This is a genomic window from Bradyrhizobium sp. AZCC 1719, from assembly GCF_036924525.1.
GTDB lineage: Bacteria > Pseudomonadota > Alphaproteobacteria > Rhizobiales > Xanthobacteraceae > Bradyrhizobium.
Genome location: NZ_JAZHRU010000001.1, coordinates 5,521,053 through 5,537,808, shown reverse-complemented (window position 1 = coordinate 5,537,808; position 16,756 = coordinate 5,521,053). Strand labels below are relative to the sequence as shown.

14 protein-coding genes and 1 tRNA gene are annotated in these 16,756 nt (G+C 62.1%); 10 read left to right on the top strand and 5 right to left on the bottom strand.

Features of this window, described 5'->3' with window-relative positions; genetic code table 11:
• Positions 1–37: 37 nt before the first annotated feature.
• The 4 genes from V1292_RS26085 to V1292_RS26070 all read left to right on the top strand — a co-directional run bounded on the left by V1292_RS26085 (position 38) and on the right by V1292_RS26070 (position 7,743).
• Positions 38–3,187, top strand: coding sequence for an efflux RND transporter permease subunit (locus V1292_RS26085; RefSeq protein ID WP_334375498.1), 3,150 nt, complete (start codon positions 38–40; stop codon positions 3,185–3,187).
• Positions 3,188–6,292 (top strand): efflux RND transporter permease subunit, encoded by a 3,105-nt coding sequence (locus V1292_RS26080; RefSeq protein ID WP_334375497.1) that lies wholly within the window; start codon positions 3,188–3,190, stop codon positions 6,290–6,292.
• A gap of 36 nt (positions 6,293–6,328) precedes the next feature.
• A complete protein-coding gene (locus tag V1292_RS26075) occupies positions 6,329–7,060 on the top strand; it encodes a tRNA-uridine aminocarboxypropyltransferase (protein ID WP_334375496.1) in 732 nt (243 codons plus the stop codon).
• A gap of 206 nt (positions 7,061–7,266) precedes the next feature.
• Positions 7,267–7,743: a hypothetical protein gene (locus V1292_RS26070; RefSeq protein WP_334375495.1), complete on the top strand. Its 477-nt coding sequence runs from the start codon at positions 7,267–7,269 to the stop codon at positions 7,741–7,743.
• A gap of 211 nt (positions 7,744–7,954) precedes the next feature.
• Here the strand turns inward: V1292_RS26070 and V1292_RS26065 are convergent, their stop codons facing one another.
• Positions 7,955–8,953, bottom strand: a complete 999-nt coding sequence (locus V1292_RS26065; protein WP_334375494.1) for an SGNH/GDSL hydrolase family protein — start codon at positions 8,951–8,953, stop codon at positions 7,955–7,957.
• A 638-nt stretch (positions 8,954–9,591) separates the two neighbouring features.
• Here V1292_RS26065 and V1292_RS26060 point away from each other — a divergent pair.
• From V1292_RS26060 to V1292_RS26050, 3 genes are all read left to right on the top strand, one after another.
• Positions 9,592–10,455 (top strand): hypothetical protein, encoded by an 864-nt coding sequence (locus tag V1292_RS26060; RefSeq protein ID WP_334375493.1) that lies wholly within the window; start codon positions 9,592–9,594, stop codon positions 10,453–10,455.
• A gap of 191 nt (positions 10,456–10,646) precedes the next feature.
• Positions 10,647–11,327 carry a hypothetical protein gene (locus V1292_RS26055; RefSeq protein ID WP_334375492.1) on the top strand — a complete coding sequence of 227 codons (681 nt, stop codon included), beginning with the start codon at positions 10,647–10,649 and terminating at the stop codon, positions 11,325–11,327.
• A gap of 86 nt (positions 11,328–11,413) precedes the next feature.
• A tRNA-Cys gene (locus tag V1292_RS26050) sits at positions 11,414–11,487 on the top strand.
• 58 nt (positions 11,488–11,545) lie between these two features.
• On the opposite strand, the gene V1292_RS26045 is transcribed toward V1292_RS26050, so the two are convergent.
• Entirely contained in the window at positions 11,546–11,725 is a 180-nt protein-coding gene (locus V1292_RS26045) for a hypothetical protein (RefSeq protein ID WP_334375491.1), read from the bottom strand.
• Between the two features lie 252 nt (positions 11,726–11,977).
• Between V1292_RS26045 and V1292_RS26040 the strand changes: the two genes are divergently transcribed.
• Complete coding sequence (locus V1292_RS26040; protein ID WP_334375490.1) at positions 11,978–12,235, top strand: hypothetical protein; 258 nt, start codon at positions 11,978–11,980, stop codon at positions 12,233–12,235.
• Between the two features lie 35 nt (positions 12,236–12,270).
• Here the strand turns inward: V1292_RS26040 and V1292_RS26035 are convergent, their stop codons facing one another.
• The gene (locus V1292_RS26035; protein WP_334375489.1) at positions 12,271–12,924 is read right to left on the bottom strand and encodes a TetR/AcrR family transcriptional regulator; all 654 of its coding nucleotides are present in this window, start codon (positions 12,922–12,924) and stop codon (positions 12,271–12,273) included.
• A 101-nt stretch (positions 12,925–13,025) separates the two neighbouring features.
• Here V1292_RS26035 and V1292_RS26030 point away from each other — a divergent pair, with 101 nt between their 5' ends.
• Together V1292_RS26030 and V1292_RS26025 are read left to right on the top strand one after the other, a co-directional pair.
• Positions 13,026–13,847, top strand: a complete 822-nt coding sequence (locus tag V1292_RS26030; protein WP_334375488.1) for an NmrA family NAD(P)-binding protein — start codon at positions 13,026–13,028, stop codon at positions 13,845–13,847.
• A gap of 2 nt (positions 13,848–13,849) precedes the next feature.
• The gene (locus tag V1292_RS26025; protein ID WP_334375487.1) at positions 13,850–14,335 is read left to right on the top strand and encodes an anthrone oxygenase family protein; all 486 of its coding nucleotides are present in this window, start codon (positions 13,850–13,852) and stop codon (positions 14,333–14,335) included.
• 73 nt (positions 14,336–14,408) lie between these two features.
• Here the strand turns inward: V1292_RS26025 and V1292_RS26020 are convergent, their stop codons facing one another.
• Both V1292_RS26020 and V1292_RS26015 read right to left on the bottom strand, forming a co-directional pair.
• Entirely contained in the window at positions 14,409–15,134 is a 726-nt protein-coding gene (locus tag V1292_RS26020; protein WP_334375486.1) for a choice-of-anchor K domain-containing protein, read from the bottom strand.
• Between the two features lie 633 nt (positions 15,135–15,767).
• Positions 15,768–16,748: an NADP-dependent oxidoreductase gene (locus V1292_RS26015; protein ID WP_334375485.1), complete on the bottom strand. Its 981-nt coding sequence runs from the start codon at positions 16,746–16,748 to the stop codon at positions 15,768–15,770.
• Positions 16,749–16,756 lie beyond the last annotated feature (8 nt).

Genomic DNA, 16,756 nt, shown 5'->3' with positions numbered 1-16,756 from the left:
CACGCCTGAAATGAATTCGTAAAGTGAGCACGCAACCATGAGCGTCTCCGAACCGTTCATCCGCCGGCCGATCGCGACCTCGCTACTCGGGATCGCGCTGATGATCGGCGGCGCGCTCGGCTATTGGGCGCTGCCGGTCTCGGCACTGCCGCAGGTCGATTTCCCGACCGTGCAGGTAACGACGCAACTGCCGGGCGCCAGCCCCGACGTGGTCGCCTCGCTCATCACGGCGCCGCTGGAGCGCCAGCTCGGGCAGATTCCCTCGCTGTCCTCGATGCAGTCGACCTCTTCGTTCGGCGTCAGCCAGATCTCGCTGCAGTTCGACCTCAACCGCGACATTGACGGCGCCACCCAGGACGTGCAGGCGGCCATCAACGCAGCGGCAGGCATCCTGCCAAGGAATCTGCCGTATCCGCCGACCTACGCCAAGGTAAACCCGGCGGATGCGGCGGTCCTGACACTGGCGCTGACGTCGGAGACGATTTCGCTCCGCGCCATGAGCGATATCGCCGACACCATCCTCGGCCAGCGGCTCAGCCAGATTTCCGGCGTCGGGCGCGTTGCGATCCTCGGCGGGCTCAAGCCCGCGGTGCGGGTGCAGGCCGATCTGGCGCGGCTCGCGGCCTACGGCATTTCGATGGAGGATCTGCGTAACGCCATCGCGGGCGCGAATGTCTCAGGGCCGAAGGGATCGCTCGACGGTGCGCAGCAGGCCTACACAATTGCCGCCAACGACCAGATCGCGGCGGCGGAGGCCTACAAGCCCATCATCATCGCCTATCGCAATGGCTCACCTGTCACGATCGGCGACGTCGCCATCATCATCGACGGGCTGGAGAACGACCGGACCGGCGGCTGGTATCAGGGCACGCCGGCCGTGATCATCGACATCCAGCGCCAGCCCGGCGCCAACGTCATCGACGTCGTCAGGCAGATCCGCGACGAAATACCCAAGGTGCAGCGCGCGATTCCGGCCGGCGTCAATCTGAACATCGTCTCCGACCGCACCGTCACTATCCGCGCCTCGGTGCGGGACGTCCAGTTCACGCTGATCCTTTCCGTCGTGCTGGTCACGCTGGTGGTGTTGCTGTTCCTGCGGTCGCTGCGCGCGACCCTGATCGCGGGCGTGGCGCTGCCGCTCTCGCTGATCACGAGCTTCGGCATCATGTATTTTTGCGGCTTCAGCCTCGACAATCTGTCGCTGATGGCGCTGACGATCGGCACCGGCTTCGTAGTCGACGACGCCATCGTGATGATAGAGAACATCGTCCGCCACATGGAGAACGGCGAATCGGTGATGGAGGCGTCGCTGAAGGGCGCCAGCGAAATCGGCTTTACCGTGATCTCACTGACGGTGTCGCTGATCGCGGTCTTCATCCCGCTGCTGTTCATGTCCGGGCTGGTCGGGCGCATGTTCCGCGAATTCGCGCTGACGCTGACGATTGCGGTCGTGACCTCGGCGATCGTGTCGCTGACGCTGACGCCGATGATGTGTTCGCGGCTATTGAAGCATGTCGGGGAAGAGATGACGGTGCCGGGGCTTGCCGCCGTCAGCCGCTTCATCGACCGCATGGTCGCCTTCTACCATCGCACGCTGCTATGGGTGTTGCAGCGCCAGCGCGCGACCCTTGTGGTGACGTTCGCCACCATCGCCGCGACGCTAATCATGTACGTGATTGCGCCGAAGGGCTTTCTGCCGCTGCAGGATACGGCCTCGATCACCGCCGTGACCGAGGCCGGTCCCGACGTCTCCTTTGCCGAGATGCAAAGCCGGCAGGCGACGGCGGCGGCCGCGATCCAGGCCGATCCGGACGTGATCGGCGTCGTCTCCGTGATCGGGGCCGGATCGGTCAATCCGACCACCAATGTCGGGCGTCTGGTAATGACGCTTAGGCCGCGCGGCGAGCGGCATGATGATATTTCCGTGGTGGTCGACCGGCTGAAACAGCGCACAGCGAAAATTCCCGGCATGACCATCTATTTCCAGCCGGTGCAGGACGTGCAGATCTCGACCCAGTCGAGCCGCTCGCAGTATCAGTATACGCTGACCGGCACCGATGCCGCGCAGGTGGCGCTGTGGTCGCAGAAGCTCGTTGCCGAGATGCGCCGGGATCCGCTGTTCCGCGATGTCTCGTCGGAAGCGCAGGAGGGCGGCTTGCGCGCCGCGCTCGACATCAACCGCCAGCGCGCCGGCCAGCTCGGCGTCAGCCTCCAGGCGGTCAACGACACCCTCAACGACGCCTTTGCGCAGCGGCAGATTTCGACGATCTACGGCCAGGCCAACCAGTATCGCGTGGTGCTGGAGGCGATGCCGATGTACCAGCGCGATCCGTCGATCCTGTCGAAACTCTATCTCCCGGGGGCCGCGAGCACGACCGCCGGCGCGCCCGGCGCCCAGGTGCCGCTATCGGCGGTGGCGACGCTGACCCGTACTACCGCGCCGCTGGCGATCTCGCATCTCGCGCAATTTCCGGCGGTGTCGCTCAGTTTCAACCTCGGCCCCGGCGAGGCGTTGGGCGATGCCGTCGCGGCGGTCAAGCAAATCGAGACCAGGATCGGCATGCCCGGCAGCATCGTCGGGGTCTATTCGGGCGATGCGGCCGAATTCTCCAAGTCGCTGGCCGGCCAGCCATGGCTCATTCTGGCGGCGATCGTTACCATCTACATCGTGCTCGGCGTGCTCTACGAGAGCTACATTCACCCGATCACCATTCTCTCGACGCTGCCGTCCGCCGGCGTCGGCGCCATTCTGGCGCTGATGCTGTTCGGGCAGGACCTGTCGGTGATCGGCCTGATCGGCATCATCCTGTTGATGGGCATCGTCAAGAAGAACGCGATCATGATGATCGACTTCGCGCTTGAAGCCGAACGGCGTCAGGGCATGTCGCCTTCCGAGGCTATCGTGCAGGCGTGCCTGCTGCGCTTCCGCCCGATCATGATGACGACGCTGGCGGCGCTGTTCGGTGCGCTGCCGCTGGCGATCGAAAGCGGCACCGGCGCGGAGCTGCGCTTCCCGCTAGGCATTTCCATCATCGGCGGGTTGCTGCTGAGCCAGTTGCTGACGCTCTATACAACGCCAGTGATCTATCTGGCGCTCGACCGGATCAATCGCAAAATCGAGAAGGCGGTGCCAGACCCAGGGCCGCCCGGACCCACGGTTGCCGGCGCCACCGAGGGGATGCAGTAGATGGCATCGATCTCGGAGCCCTTCATCCGGCGGCCGGTGGGTACCACGCTGCTGGCGATCGGGCTCTTCCTGGTCGGCATGGTCGCCTATGTCTTTCTGCCGGTCTCGTCAGTGCCCAATGTCGACTTCCCGATGATCCGGGTGTCCGCCACGCGTCCTGGCGCCGATCCTTCCGTGATGGCCTCGACGGTTGCGGCGCCGCTGGAGCGCAGGCTCGGCCAAATTGCGGGCCTTGACCGGATCACCTCGACCAGTTCGCTCGGCACCACCAGCATCCAGTTGCAATTCTCGATCGGCCGCAACATCGACCGCGCCGCGCGCGACGTGCAGGCGGCGATCAACGCCTCGCTGGCGGATCTGCCGACCGATCTGCCGTCGTTGCCACGCTTTCGCAAGGCCAATCCCGCGGCCTCCCCGGTGTTCGTGCTGGCACTGACGTCGAAGACGCTGACGACGAGCGCGATGTATGACGTCGCCGATACCGTGATTGCGCAGCGCATCTCGCAGGTTCCGGGTGTCGGCGAAGTCAACGTCACCGGCGCCGACCAGCCGGCGGTACGGATCGCGCTCAACCCGGTGGCGCTGTCGAATGCCGGGATTGCGACCGACGACGTGCGGCTCGCCATCATCAACGCCAATCCGCTGGGACCAGTCGGCATTTTCAACGGCGGCCGCCAGAGCGAGACGATCTCGACCAACAAGCAGATGCGTACCGCGGCCGAATTCCGCGACATCATCATCAAGAGTTCCGCCGGCAATTTCGTCCGCCTCGCCGATGTCGCCGATGTCGAGGATTCCGTCCGCAACAGCCGCTCGATCGCCTGGTTCAACAAGCAGCCGGCGGTTCTGATCCAGATCACCAAGCAGGGCGATGCCAACGTGATCGATACTGTCGATCGGGTGAGGGCGCTGCTGCCGGAACTGAAGCAGTGGCTGCCCGGCGGCGTGGAAATTTCGACGCTCGTCGACCGCACCGGCACCATCCGCGCCAGCGTGCTCGACATGCAATACACGCTGCTGGCGACGGCATTTCTCGTCATGGTGGTGGTGTTCGCGTTCCTGCGGCGGTTGACGCCGACGATTGCGGCCGGCGTTTCGGTGCCGCTGGCGCTGGCCGGCACCTGCGCCGGCATGTGGCTCGCCGGATTCTCGATCGACAATCTGTCGCTGATGGCGCTGGCGATTTCCGTCGGCTTCGTGGTCGACGACGCCATCGTCATGATCGAGAACATGTACCGCAACCTCGAACATGGCATGGCGCCGTACCCGGCGGCGCTCGAAGGCGCCAAGCAGATCGGCTTTACCGTGCTGTCGATCAGCCTGTCGCTGATCGCGGCCTTCACGCCGCTGATTTTCATGGACGGGATCGTCGGCCGGCTGTTGCGCGAATTCTCGCTGACGCTGACCTTTGCCATCGTGGTGTCAACTGTCGTGTCGCTCACGATCACGCCGATGATCTGCGCGCATTATATCAAGGAAGCGACCTCCGATCGCGCGACCTGGCTCGACCGGCTGGTCGAGGGCACGCTGTCGCGCATCGTTTCCTTCTACGCCTGGACGCTGCGGGCGGTGCTCGGCTTCCCGTTCCTGACCCTGCTCGTGTTCTTTGCCACCATTGCGCTGACGGTGGTGCTCTATATCAAGACGCCGAAAGGCTACTTCCCGACCGACGACAGCGGGCTGGTGATCGGCGCTACACGCGCATCTCCCGATACCTCGTTCCAGGCGATGCTCGGGCTGCAGCAGCAATTGGCCGATATCGTGATGGCCGATCCGGCGGTCGCTGCCGTCGGCTCTTCGCTCGGCGGCACCGCCGGTCCGGGCGGCGGCAGCTCCAATCGCGGCACCATGTTCATCAGCCTGAAGCCGCCGGAGGAGCGGGCTGGCATGTCGACGGCGCAGGTGATCGATCGCCTGCGCAAGAATCTCTATCGGGTCGCCGGCATCCGCCTGTTCATGTTCGCGGCGCAGGACATCCGCACCGGCGGCCGGCAAAGCGATTCCGATTACCAGTATACGCTGTCGAGCACGAATCTCGAGCTCCTGCAGAAATGGGCGCCGCTGGTCGCCAAGCGCATGGAGACGGTGGAGGGCATCACCGACATCTCCAGCGACCGCGACCCCGGCGGGCTGCAATTGTCGCTGGTGATCGACCGCAAGACCGCCTCGAGCCTCGGCGTTAGCGTCCAGGACATCGACAACGCCCTGAACAACGCCTTCGCGCAGCGCCAGATTTCGATCATCTATACCCAGCGTAACCAGTACATGGTGGTGCTGGAAATCGATCCGAAGTTCCAGAGCGATCCTTCCAATTTGGAGCGGATTTATGTGGCAGGCGCCAACGACGCCCAGGTGCCGCTATCGGCCGTGGTGCGCTACCAGCGCGGCCTGTCGCCGCTTGCGGTGTACCACTCGCAATCGTTCCCCTCGACGACGGTCTCGTTCAATCTGCTGCCCGATGTGCCGCTGGAGGTCGCGACCTCCAACATCCAGCGTGCGGTCGAGGAACTGCACATGCCCGAAGGCATCCGCGGCAGTTTCGACGGCAGTGCCGGCGACTTCAACAAGACCAGCGGGCGGCAGCCGCTGTTGATCCTCGGCGCGCTGGTGGCGATGTATATCGTGCTCGGCGTGCTCTATGAGAGCTTGGCGCATCCGATCACGATCATCTCGACCCTGCCGTCCGCAGGCCTCGGTGCGCTGCTGGCGCTGCAGGTGACCAATACGCCGCTCACCGTGATCGCCTTTGTCGGCATCATTCTGTTGATCGGCATCGTCAAGAAGAACGGCATCATGATGGTGGATTTCGCGCTCGATGCCGAGCGCCACCGCGGCCTGTCGTCGGCTGACGCGATCTTCGAGGCCTGCCGCGCCCGCTTCCGGCCGATCCTGATGACGACGATGGCGGCCTTGTTTGCCGGCATTCCGCTGGTCATCGCCACCGGCCCCGGCACCGAGCTGCGCCGGCCGCTCGGCATCACCATCATCGGCGGATTGTTGGTTTCGCAAATCCTGACGCTGTACACGACGCCGGTGATCTACCTCCTGATCGACCGGCTGCGGCAGCGATCCCGGCCGGCCGCGATCGCCGCACCTGCCGAATAGTTGGATTACCGGCTGCGGAAAGCGTATAGCGGGCGGATGTCAGACCAATCCAATCCCGAGGCCGGAACCGCGGTGGAGGCCGTTCCGGACTGTCCGCATTGCGGCAAGCCGCTGCCGCTCTGCATCTGCGACAGCGTCAGGCCGATCGAGAGCAAGATCTCGCTCCTGATCCTGCAGCATCCGCAGGAGCAGGACAGGGCGCTCGGCACTGCGCGGCTGACCGCTATGCACTTCAAGGACGCGGTCGTCAAAATCGGCCTGTCCTGGCCGAGCCTCTCCAAGGCGCTGGGACGGAAGGTCGATGACCCTTCCCGCTGGGCGGTGCTCTATCTCGGCTCGGCCAAGGTCAGCGATCTCGACACCGATGCCGAGATCGTGGCGATCAATCGCAAGGGCGAGGTCGAGCCGCACCAGCGCGCCATCTTGTCCGACATCGAGGGCGTCGTGCTGCTGGACGGCACATGGAGCCAGGCCAAGGCGCTGTGGTGGCGCAACGCGTGGATGCTGAAATGCCAGCGGGTCATTCTGGGCCCGAAGCGCCCCTCGCGTTACGGCAAACTCCGCAAGGAGCCGCGCCGCGACGGCCTCTCCACCATCGAGGCCGCCGGCCTGCTGCTCGCCGGGCTCGAGAAGCGGCCCGAGGTCGCGGAGGCGCTCAACGCCAGCTTTGACCGCATGCTGGCGAGGTATCAGCAAGTGCAGGCGGCGATGCCGGAACTCGCGCCGAAGCCGAAGAAGCGGGATTACCGCCGTCGCAAGCGCGGCTAACTCTTGGTTTTCAAGCAAGAGTTGCGTCGAAGCGGCTGCTGCATCTCAAATTGTGCAGCGTTTGTTCCGTATTCCGTCATGACCATGATACCAACGCGGCGGTTCCAATGTCTGCAAGAAGACATAGCGGCCTGTGGACAAGGATGACATTCCCATTGACGATGATAAATTCTCCGCTCTCCGCGTAACAATTTGGAGCCAAGTCGATGTCTTTAACTACAGAAGTTCTCACTCGCTCTCCATTGCTTGACGCTGATGAAATCGAAGGGGAAATCGGTACTCTCATCTACAACGCCCGCCGAGCGCCCGTTATCCAAGAGATACCCCACAGCAATGACCACCCGTTACCGAAAGGCCCGATGCCCGACTATGTCGAGCACAAGGAAGGGGTCAATCAGGTCGGAAAGCTCTCAGCCGAAGCTGTGGTCCGCGAATATGATGCGGCAGTGAAAGAGATTGAAGCACTCGGTGTGGAACTAACCGACGCCGCCAAACGATGTGAAGCGATGGTGGCTGGCGTTCACGCCATGGTGTCCGAGATCAAGGAATTGGCTGCAAACTATCGCGAGGAAGGCAAGCGCTACTTCCTGCAGATCGAGGATTGTTCCCTGATGACGTCCGAAGTCCGCACCGTCTGCGAGACGCTCAAAAAGAAAATTGCAGGTAGTAGTCTCGTCGCCTGATGTTCCGGCTGTGGCCGGTTCTGCTGGTGGCCGCGCCGTTCATCGTCGTGGCCATCAGCATGCTATTGTAATCGCGTACCGGGCGTTCAACCGAAAACGAAGTCGGCGCGGTCGTCGTGCTTAATCACCTTTTTGCGCATTGACGTTCCCGGGCGGGCGAAAAGACCGCCCGAAGGCGGTCTCTGCTTTCGGATCGGGGCGGGCAAGCTGATCAGGCTGCGGTAGGAGCGGCTGATGGTTGACGACGGCGATACGTCATGTACCCAGCGCCGGCAAAGCCGATGATCATCATCACCCAGGTCGATGTCTCGGGAACTCCGGCAACCACGAGGAAGGCGTCGGCAAGTACCGCGTGAGCCGCAGCCGTCGGATGAATGCCATCCCAATATGCGTAAGTATCACAGTTCGCGCCAGGGACGGCTCCGCAGGCATCGGTCACATTAGTAAACCCAAACGCTCCTGGATTGAGTGCGATCGTCGTGCCCAGACCGAAAATATCAAAAGTCGATACGCCGGATTCGCCCGCCAGTTCCGCGGCGAGTGCTGCGTTCATACTGCTCGCGAGGAAAGTCCCCAATCCGGAGGCGCCTGCGGCTGTGACAGCGGGCGCCAGTCCGAGATTTGGAGTGTTCCAGACCACGATGTTCTTGGCGCCGGCCGCTTGAAGGGCGTCCACGATCGACCCGACGTTGTTTGCGTATGCGGTGGCAGTTGCCGCCACGGTTGGCCCCAAGCATGCAGGGCACGCGGCGATTGCGCCGAGCGCTGCCCTGGCATCATTCCCGCCGCCCGCGATTACATACAGCGCATTGGGAGAGGCAATGTTAGTGGCCAGGTACTGATTTGCCTGGGTGAGCAGGCTAAACGGAAAGCCGCTGACGACCGGACCTGTGGTCGCTCCGCCATAGGCATAATTGGTTCCGCCAAGTAGCGAAGATTGAAGCGTTATGCCAAGTTTCGACGCAACGTCTGATGCCCAGACAGGTCCATTGCTGTAAACGCCAGATCCGTAGGGCTGACTGGGAACGTACGTGTTACCTGAAATGGTCTGCCCTGCATTGACGCCGATTACCGCGGCGTTGTTGCCGCTGTCCGATAAGCTGTCGCCAAAGACAACGAGCGAGTCATAAACACTGGCCGAGGCCGGCAGGGTCGCCAACGCAAAAAACGTGGAGGCGACTAACGGCAATAAGAACGCGGATTTTCTCATGGATGCTACCTACTTTTTAATTAAATCGGCAACATAGCATCGTTTCGCGATAGACGTGTCAACTGCTCAATCACATGTTGCATTGCATTCGGCTCGCCGATGACGCAAAATTAAAACCCGCCCGAAGGCGGTTGGTCGAACAACATTCAGGTTCTGCATCCGTTGGCGCAATGATGCATTTTGTCGAGCGAGATAGGCAGGGCCGAAGCTGTCGTTCGCTCAAAAAGAAAATCGCCGCAGGTAATAGTCTCGCGGCCTGGTGAGCGCTTTCGATGTTCAAGCGCGCGTGAGTCCGGTCGCAATAGGCCTCGGTCCTGATAGCGGCCAGCCGATGAAAAAGCCGCCCACAGCAGCCTGAAGCCGCCGTCCAAGCCCCTGTGTCATTGTGGCGATATGTCGCCAACGCCGCCGCGGGAACGGGGAGCCATTTGCAGGCTTAATGATTATCTGCGTCGAGCGTATCTGAGGTCGGGCGGCTGGGCGCGGCTCGTCTTCAGTACGCACGTGCAAGGCTCGAGATGACAAAGCGTAGTTGGGATCACCGCCCTTGAAGTCATCGGAATTCGGGCCGCAAATACTGCAATTGAACGGACGGAACTTGTCTCCTGTACGTTCTCCAGGGAAAGGATACTCGCGCATTGTCGTCTTCGATCAGCTCGCATCTCCCTTTCGGCGGCGCCGAAATCAGCCTGCGAAAGAAATTCCGCCTGTTCTTCACGGTCGGCATCATCGTCCTGTTGCTCGGCGGCGCCAAGGCAATCGTTCACTATTTCGGATTCGAGTTCCTCGAGCTCAACGGGCTGGTGACCAGCGGCATTGGTGGCGCCATATTCATTATCGGCTTCCTGCTGTCGAGCATTCTCAAGGATTACAAAGAAGCCGAACAAATTCCGACGGCACTGCGCACCGCGGTCGAAGCCATCGACGGCGACCTGGAATGCTTCGCGCGGACCAATGAGCGCTTCAATCTCAGGGAAGCGCGGCTGATCCTGATCGGGGTCATCGCAAAGCTCCGCCAAGGCCTGGACCGCGCCTACGACCACAAGAACATTTCCCCCGTGCTCGACGAGCTCAGCAAGCTGACGCCGATCCTCGGTCGACTGGAGGGCATGGGCATGGCGGCGAATTTCGTCGTACGCCTTCGCACCAATCAGGATGCGATGCGCAGGGTGCTGCTTCGCATCTACACCATCCAGCGCGTCGAATTCGTCCCATCGGTGCATGTGCTCGTGCAAACACTGGTGTTCTCGATCATCGTCCTGTTGCTGCTGCTGAAGACGGAGGGTGATCCGGCCGCGGCCCTGTTGTTTGGATTCATCACCTACATGTTCGTCTACGTCCTGTATCTGATCCGGCTGCTCGAACAGCCCTTCGCCAAGGGTCAGGGCTCCGTCGACGATGTCAGTTTCTTCCTGCTTGATGAACTGGAGGAGCAATTGCGGCGCTCGCTCGACGACCCCGCCGTTGGACGGCGGCGGCTTCAGGCAATAGAGCGGGTCTGAGCCGTGCGCGATGTCTGGACGGCGCGGGCGACGGTGCCGCGCCGTCCGCGTCCGCATACTCTATTTGTTTAACGCGGCATTTGTTGACGTTGCCTGGCCGCGCCAGTTGGCAGCTTGGATCTGGCGGATACGTTGCTCCATTCCGTCGCTCGCACTATGACTGACGCGTCGGATGCAAGCGGAGCAACGCGATGGAACTGGTGGCGCATAGGCGCCTGTCCAAACAGGCCTTGATCGATCTCGTTTTCTTCTGCGGCGTTCCGATCGTGCTGGCAGTGCTTTCGGTCGTTCTCGGACCGTATGCCGCCATCATGGGAGGCGCGGGGGCGACACTTTATGTTCTCTCGCTCGCCATTGTGCCCTGGTGCCTGACCGGCCTCGCCACCCAATTGGTGAGCAAAACAGCCCAGGGAAAACTGCCGCTGTGGCTGATCGCAGCGATCGGCGCTATGGCCGCTGGTCCCTTCGTGTCGCTGTGCGTCTATTTCGTCAATTCCATCGCTTCAGACATCTGGCCTGCGCTGGACGCTTTGCGGCCCGCGACGTTCAGCGCAGAGCATCTCAAATCCGCCGCCCTGTCCGAGGGGCGGGCCATCGTTCTCTGGATCGCTTTTGTCGTCATTTTCCATGAGACGCTGGGCTGGGAGCGGTTTGCGGCACCGGCCAAGGAAACGGGCTGCGAAGATCGCTTTCAACTGAGCGGCGCCGAATGGACGGCGGAAGACGATGCGCTGCTGCGCTCGCTGATCGGCAGCGGCAAGCCCCCGAGGACCATCGCACTCGAAATGAAGCGGACGGTCGGGGGCATCCGCGCAAGGACCGCCAAGCTGGGTCTGCGGAACAATCGAATTGGCGATCCGTCCGCAGGTTGAGGAGGCGGTTTGCTAACCAGTGATGGCAGGAATTGCGCTGCTTGGTTGCCTATCCGGGGCGAGGCGTATATGAGTGCGCCCGATGGGGCCACGTGGCGGAGTGGTTACGCAACGGTCTGCAAAACCGTGTACACCAGTTCAATTCTGGTCGTGGCCTCCATTCATATAATCAACGACTTAGACCGATTATATGAGAGGCCGCAGCAAGCCGGCCTCGGTCAGCAGGCAGCGTGCCAGCCCTCAGGGAACGGAACCAGCGGCCAAGAGGCTCCATTGTCGTTGGCGGCGCGTGGCGACGGATAAAGGCGCTGGGTCGGGACCACGAAATCATCCTCCGGGGCCGGCGCAATGGCCGTCTGCACGGTTTCCAGCAGCAGATCGTATTCAACTTCGCTCATCGCGCTCTCCGGGTTCCAGAGGCGATGATCTCAAAGGTATTTTGTTCCCAGATTGAGCGGATCGTTCGAATTTTATCGATCCGGCGGCCGCGGCAAAGCTGGTTACTAAAGTGTTGAGTTCCCCGCGCGAACCCTAGGCACGCCCACGCGCGGCGCGTGTGAGAAAAATCACATTTTGCAAAAATCGGTTCGCGTATTCGGCTGGACGACACCTGCCTTGTCAAGGCGGGCATGGTCCAGGGAGACGCGGTCATGAAGGCAAGGTTTGCGCGAAGTGCGGCTGTTCTTTGTCGCTCCCGTCGGGCTTCGACGCTCGGCTTCCTGCTGACGCTGATGGCGAGCGGTGCGGCCCATGCCCAGCAAGGCACGCCTGAACAGCGCAGGGCCTGCACGCCCGACGTCTACCGGCTTTGCGCCGGTGAGATCCCGAACGCGCGTGCGATCACCGCATGCCTGCGCCGGCAGAAGGCGAGCCTGAGCCCGGCTTGTGCTGCGGTGTTCGAGCGGTAGGGGCGGGGCGGTACGGCATTCCCGCGCCGACGTCCTCACGTCTCCAACGCCGCCAGATTCTTCGGCAGCATCCGCTTGAACAGAGTGAGGATGCGGACGGCTTCCTTTGTATCCTGCGTGATGGCGTGGCGGACGGTCGCCGCGATCAGCGTCATCATCAGTTGGGAAAACGAGGCCAGCGCAGTTGCTGATACATCGGGTGCGATCCGCCGCAGGGTATCGCCGAGCAGCCCGGCGAGATAGACGCCGTCCTCCTCGTCAAGTTTTTGCAGCGCCCGGTCGGCCTGCGTCGCTTGCCAGATGTCGCGCATGACCGGCACTTCCATGAACATCCGATAGTAGCTGTCGGTCATGCGGCACAGGGCCGGGTGCAGATCGCGGGTAGTCCTGACCACGGCGAGATCGCGCCGCACGCAATCGCGGCCGATCGCGTTGTAGCGTTCCGCGAGCGTGCCGATGATCGCGGTCTTGTCCGGAAAGTATTGATAGAGCGAGCCGAACGGCACGCCGCTGCGTTCGACGACGTCGCTCATGCGGAAGGCTTCGCTGCCTTTCTCGGCCATCAGCTCTGCCGCGCATTGCAGGATTTTCTCGAACCGCTCGCGGCTGCGCTGCTGGGTCGGGACCAGCCGCGCCAACACGGGCGCAGCCGTTGCGGCCACCTTCTGTCCGGCTTTTTGCCTAGCCATCGGTTCTCTCACACAAATGCGACTTGACGTTACCAATACGAGAGTTTATCGGGTTTAGCAAATACGAGATATTCTCGTATTGTGTCCGAAAGGAGTGATCCATGTCAGAACTCCCGATCCTGATCGTCGGCGGCGCGGGCAAGACCGGCGCGCGGGTCGATGCGCTGCTAAGGGCGAGCGGCATCCCGACGCGGCCGGTGTCGCGTTCGACACTTGTCCCGTTCGACTGGACCCGGCCCGAGACGTGGCCGGCCGCGTTTGCCGGCGTCTCGATGGCCTATGTCACCTACCAGCCGGACCTTGCGGTCGAGGGTGCCGCTGATGCAATCGCGGAAGTGGGCCGGCTGGCGCGCGACAATGGGCTCGAGCGCGTCGTGCTGCTGTCAGGGCGCGGCGAGCCGGGCGCGCAGCGGGCGGAGGCGGCGCTGCAGCAATCCGGCGTTCCCTGGACCATCGTGCGCGCAAGCTGGTTCGATCAGAATTTTTCCGAGGGTTATCTGCTGGAAGGCGTGCTCGCCGGCGAAATCGCGTTGCCGGCCGGCGCCGTGCCCGAACCGTTTATCGATGCCGACGATATCGCCGAAGTCGTGGTCGCGGCGCTGACGGATCGGCGCCATGCCGGCAAGGTCTACGAGGTGACGGGACCGCGTGCGCTGACGTTCGCGCAAGCGGTCGCCGAGATCGCCGGTGCCGTCGGCCGGCCGGTCCGATACCGGCAGATCGCGGCGGACGATTTTGCGGCCGGCATGCGGCCCCATATGCCGGAGGACGTCATCGAACTGATGTTGGAACTGTTCACCGTCGTGCTCGACGGACGCAATTCGGGTGTCGCACACGGCGTCGAGCAGGCGCTCGGGCGTCCGGCGCGGGACTTTTCCGATTATGCCCGCCGAACCGCCGCGACCGGTGTATGGAGGGCATGATCATGCTGCAGATGTTGATCACCGCTCTGCTGTGGTTTTGTGCCCTCGGCTGCGGTCTGCTCGCCGGGCTTTATTTCGCGTTTTCGACCTTCATCATGGCGGCGCTCGGCCGGATCGGACAGGCCTCCGGCATCGCGGCAATGAATGCGATCAACGTCACGATCGTGCAGTCGCTGTTCATGCCGATCTTCCTGGGAACGACGGCAGCGAGTGCGGCGCTGGCGGTGACCGCGCTGTTGCGCTGGAGCGAGCCCGGCGCGATGGCGATGCTGGCCGGCGGCATGCTCTATGTGCTCGGCATGTTCGTCGTGACGATGGTCTTCAACGTGCCCCTGAACAACGCGCTTGCCGCGGCAGATCCCGCAAGCCACGAGGCCGCCTCGCTGTGGGCGCGCTACCTGACGGATTGGACACGCTGGAACCACGTGCGGACGGTCGCTTCCACCGCGGCTTGTGCGCTGTTCATTGCCGCGATTGCGGCGAAGTAGGGCGCCGGAGATGCCGACAAACAAAAGCCGCCCGGATCACGGGCGGCTTTTGCGTTGTTTTCGGTGAGTGAGATCAGGCCGCGGGAAGCGCGTTTCCACCGCGCTTGCGGCGATAGGCCATGAAGCCGACGCCGGCGAAGCCGAGGATCATCATCGCCCATGTCGAGGGTTCCGGGACCGGGGGGGCAACTATCTGATCCGTGAAGTCCGCCACGATGTAAAGCGTCGACGTCCCGCACTCCGGGTTGATCCAGGTGCTTCCATTGTACCATCCGTCACCAACTTCAACGAAGTGAATGTCGGAAACCGTAACGCCGTTGAGCGTGAATGGACCCAGATTGTTGAGCGTCGTCTGGCTGATGTTGAAGACGTTGTCGGGCGACGGATTTGTCGTCTGCTTGATGTTCAGGTTGAACACCTGTGAATCGTACGAAGCGCTCGGCGAGGTAAAGCTCAGTTTGAACTTGTAATTGACGTTGAAGTTCTGGTCGGTGTTGTAGGTCGCCTGGTTCACCCAGGTAATCTTGCCGATGACGTAATCGTCCTGATTGGTTGGGACGTTGGTGCCGACGATGTCCGTGATGGTCAGCGTGCTCGGCTGGTATGTCGGCCACGACGCGCCCGACATTTTGAGCACGTTCTTGTCGGCGGAAATCGAGCAGCCAGGGCTACCGTTGCTGCAATTGGAGATATAGGAGAAAGTGCCGTCGCCGGTGAAGCTCACCAGCGCGGCATTGGCCGGCGAATGAAAGATGCCGGCGAGTAAACCCGCAGCCAAAAATTTAAATACTTTACCCATAATAGACGCCCCAATTTTTTATCGATTTATTAAATGTAACCTTTCAGATATTATATAGGTAGTCAAGTGTGGTGTAATTAATTTCCGAAATTAAATATGGGGCCGCCAGGTTGAGTGACAGCCTATGTTCGCCCGTAAGGGGGCGTTCCCCGGCGATATCCGGGCCGCAGGCAACGCGGTACCTCGGCCTGCCTCTGCCGCACCGATTGCGATTGTTCTGTCGTGTCGGAGAATAGAAAAGCCGTAGCTGGCTCGCCGGGGTCGACGAAACTGAGAAATACGAATTGGCGATTGTCCTCCGCCCGAGTGCGCCCCACTTGCCGAAGCAGCGCAAGCGCGACCGAGATCGCGCCGAAGCCCCTACGCCTTGCTGGCGGGCCGAAGCCCACGCTGAGGGAGCGAGCTGTTGCCTTGGCTCGCGAGAGGGGCGAGGTGCGGACGGGGGCACTCACAGCGGTCGGCATCCCCCGATGCTATCTGTCCCGGATGTGCGATGAGGAACTGCTCGTCAAAGTGGGCTACGGCCGCTATCGGGCAGTAGAACGTGAGACAGCATAACTGTGGTTCACGGCCGTCCCAACATGAGCCGAATGCAGACGGTCTCCTTTTAGGGACGATTACCATGAGCTGCAGTCACCTGGTGAGGTCTAAGACTATCTTTCCGGGAGCGTGGCCAGTGCGATTGCGCTCGATCGCGGATGCCAGATCGTCGAAGCCGACCACTTCTGAAATCGTCGACCGCAGCGAGCCGTCAGCGATCTCTTGAGCGATTGTGGCTAGGCGCGCGGTGTCAGGTTTGACTGACAACCAGATGCCATGACGGCCTGCCGGGGCGCGCGAAACCACATCAGTTGCAGCGATGCTGGCCAGGACGCCGCTAGGCGATAGGACGGCCCAAGATTTGTCCAAGACCTGGCCCCCGACAAGATCGACGATAAGGTCAATGTCGCTCGCAAGAAGCTCGAAGTTCTGTTTCTGGTAATCGATCACTTCGTCAGCGCCCAAGGCTTGGACATGGGCCACGCTCTTGGTTGAGGCAGTAGCATAGACGGTCGCTCCAGCCGTCTTGGCGAACTGGACAGCGAAGCTGCCCACCCCACCAGCCGCGCCGTGGATCAACACCAGCCGCCCCCGAAGGTCGAAATCGGCGACCTGAAGGACTTGCCATGCCGTCATCGCTGCCACCGGTACTGCCGCCGCGTCAATGTCTGACAGGACTGTAGGCGTCTTGACGAGTTTTTCGGCATTTATCAGCAAATGGTCAGCATAAGCGCCCAGGCCACCCAGCGCGGCCATGACCCGGTCTCCGACCCTCACGCCTTCGACGTTGGAGCCGGTCCGCAGCACGACCCCCGCCATTTCGATGCCAAGCGTCGCGGGCAAAGATAACTTGAACTTGTCGCGGACGTAGCCTTCACGGATTTTCCAGTCGATTCCGTTTACTCCGGCAGCCTTGACCTGGACGAGCACTTGGTCGGGACCAGGCTCGGGGGCGGATACCCAATCGACTTTCAGGCTCTCTGTGCCGCCATATGCTTGAAGACGTAGGGCCCGGCCGGAGCCAAGCGGTTCAGACCGGCGGGGGGCACTTTTAAAGCCATCGGGTGGGTTCAAGAGGTTTC

What these genes read in the sequence shown, in the direction of transcription:
- V1292_RS26020 (WP_334375486.1), bottom strand. Translation starts at nt 15,134, where the DNA reads ATGGGTAAAGTATTTAAATTTTTGGCTGCGGGTTTACTCGCCGGCATC.
- V1292_RS26055 (WP_334375492.1), top strand. Translation starts at nt 10,647, where the DNA reads ATGGAACTGGTGGCGCATAGGCGCCTGTCCAAACAGGCCTTGATCGAT.
- V1292_RS26040 (WP_334375490.1), top strand. Translation starts at nt 11,978, where the DNA reads ATGAAGGCAAGGTTTGCGCGAAGTGCGGCTGTTCTTTGTCGCTCCCGT.
- V1292_RS26065 (WP_334375494.1), bottom strand. Translation starts at nt 8,953, where the DNA reads ATGAGAAAATCCGCGTTCTTATTGCCGTTAGTCGCCTCCACGTTTTTT.
- V1292_RS26080 (WP_334375497.1), top strand. Translation starts at nt 3,188, where the DNA reads ATGGCATCGATCTCGGAGCCCTTCATCCGGCGGCCGGTGGGTACCACG.
- V1292_RS26045 (WP_334375491.1), bottom strand. Translation starts at nt 11,725, where the DNA reads ATGAGCGAAGTTGAATACGATCTGCTGCTGGAAACCGTGCAGACGGCC.
- V1292_RS26025 (WP_334375487.1), top strand. Translation starts at nt 13,850, where the DNA reads ATGCTGCAGATGTTGATCACCGCTCTGCTGTGGTTTTGTGCCCTCGGC.
- V1292_RS26085 (WP_334375498.1), top strand. Translation starts at nt 38, where the DNA reads ATGAGCGTCTCCGAACCGTTCATCCGCCGGCCGATCGCGACCTCGCTA.
- V1292_RS26075 (WP_334375496.1), top strand. Translation starts at nt 6,329, where the DNA reads ATGTCAGACCAATCCAATCCCGAGGCCGGAACCGCGGTGGAGGCCGTT.
- V1292_RS26030 (WP_334375488.1), top strand. Translation starts at nt 13,026, where the DNA reads ATGTCAGAACTCCCGATCCTGATCGTCGGCGGCGCGGGCAAGACCGGC.
- V1292_RS26070 (WP_334375495.1), top strand. Translation starts at nt 7,267, where the DNA reads ATGTCTTTAACTACAGAAGTTCTCACTCGCTCTCCATTGCTTGACGCT.
- V1292_RS26035 (WP_334375489.1), bottom strand. Translation starts at nt 12,924, where the DNA reads ATGGCTAGGCAAAAAGCCGGACAGAAGGTGGCCGCAACGGCTGCGCCC.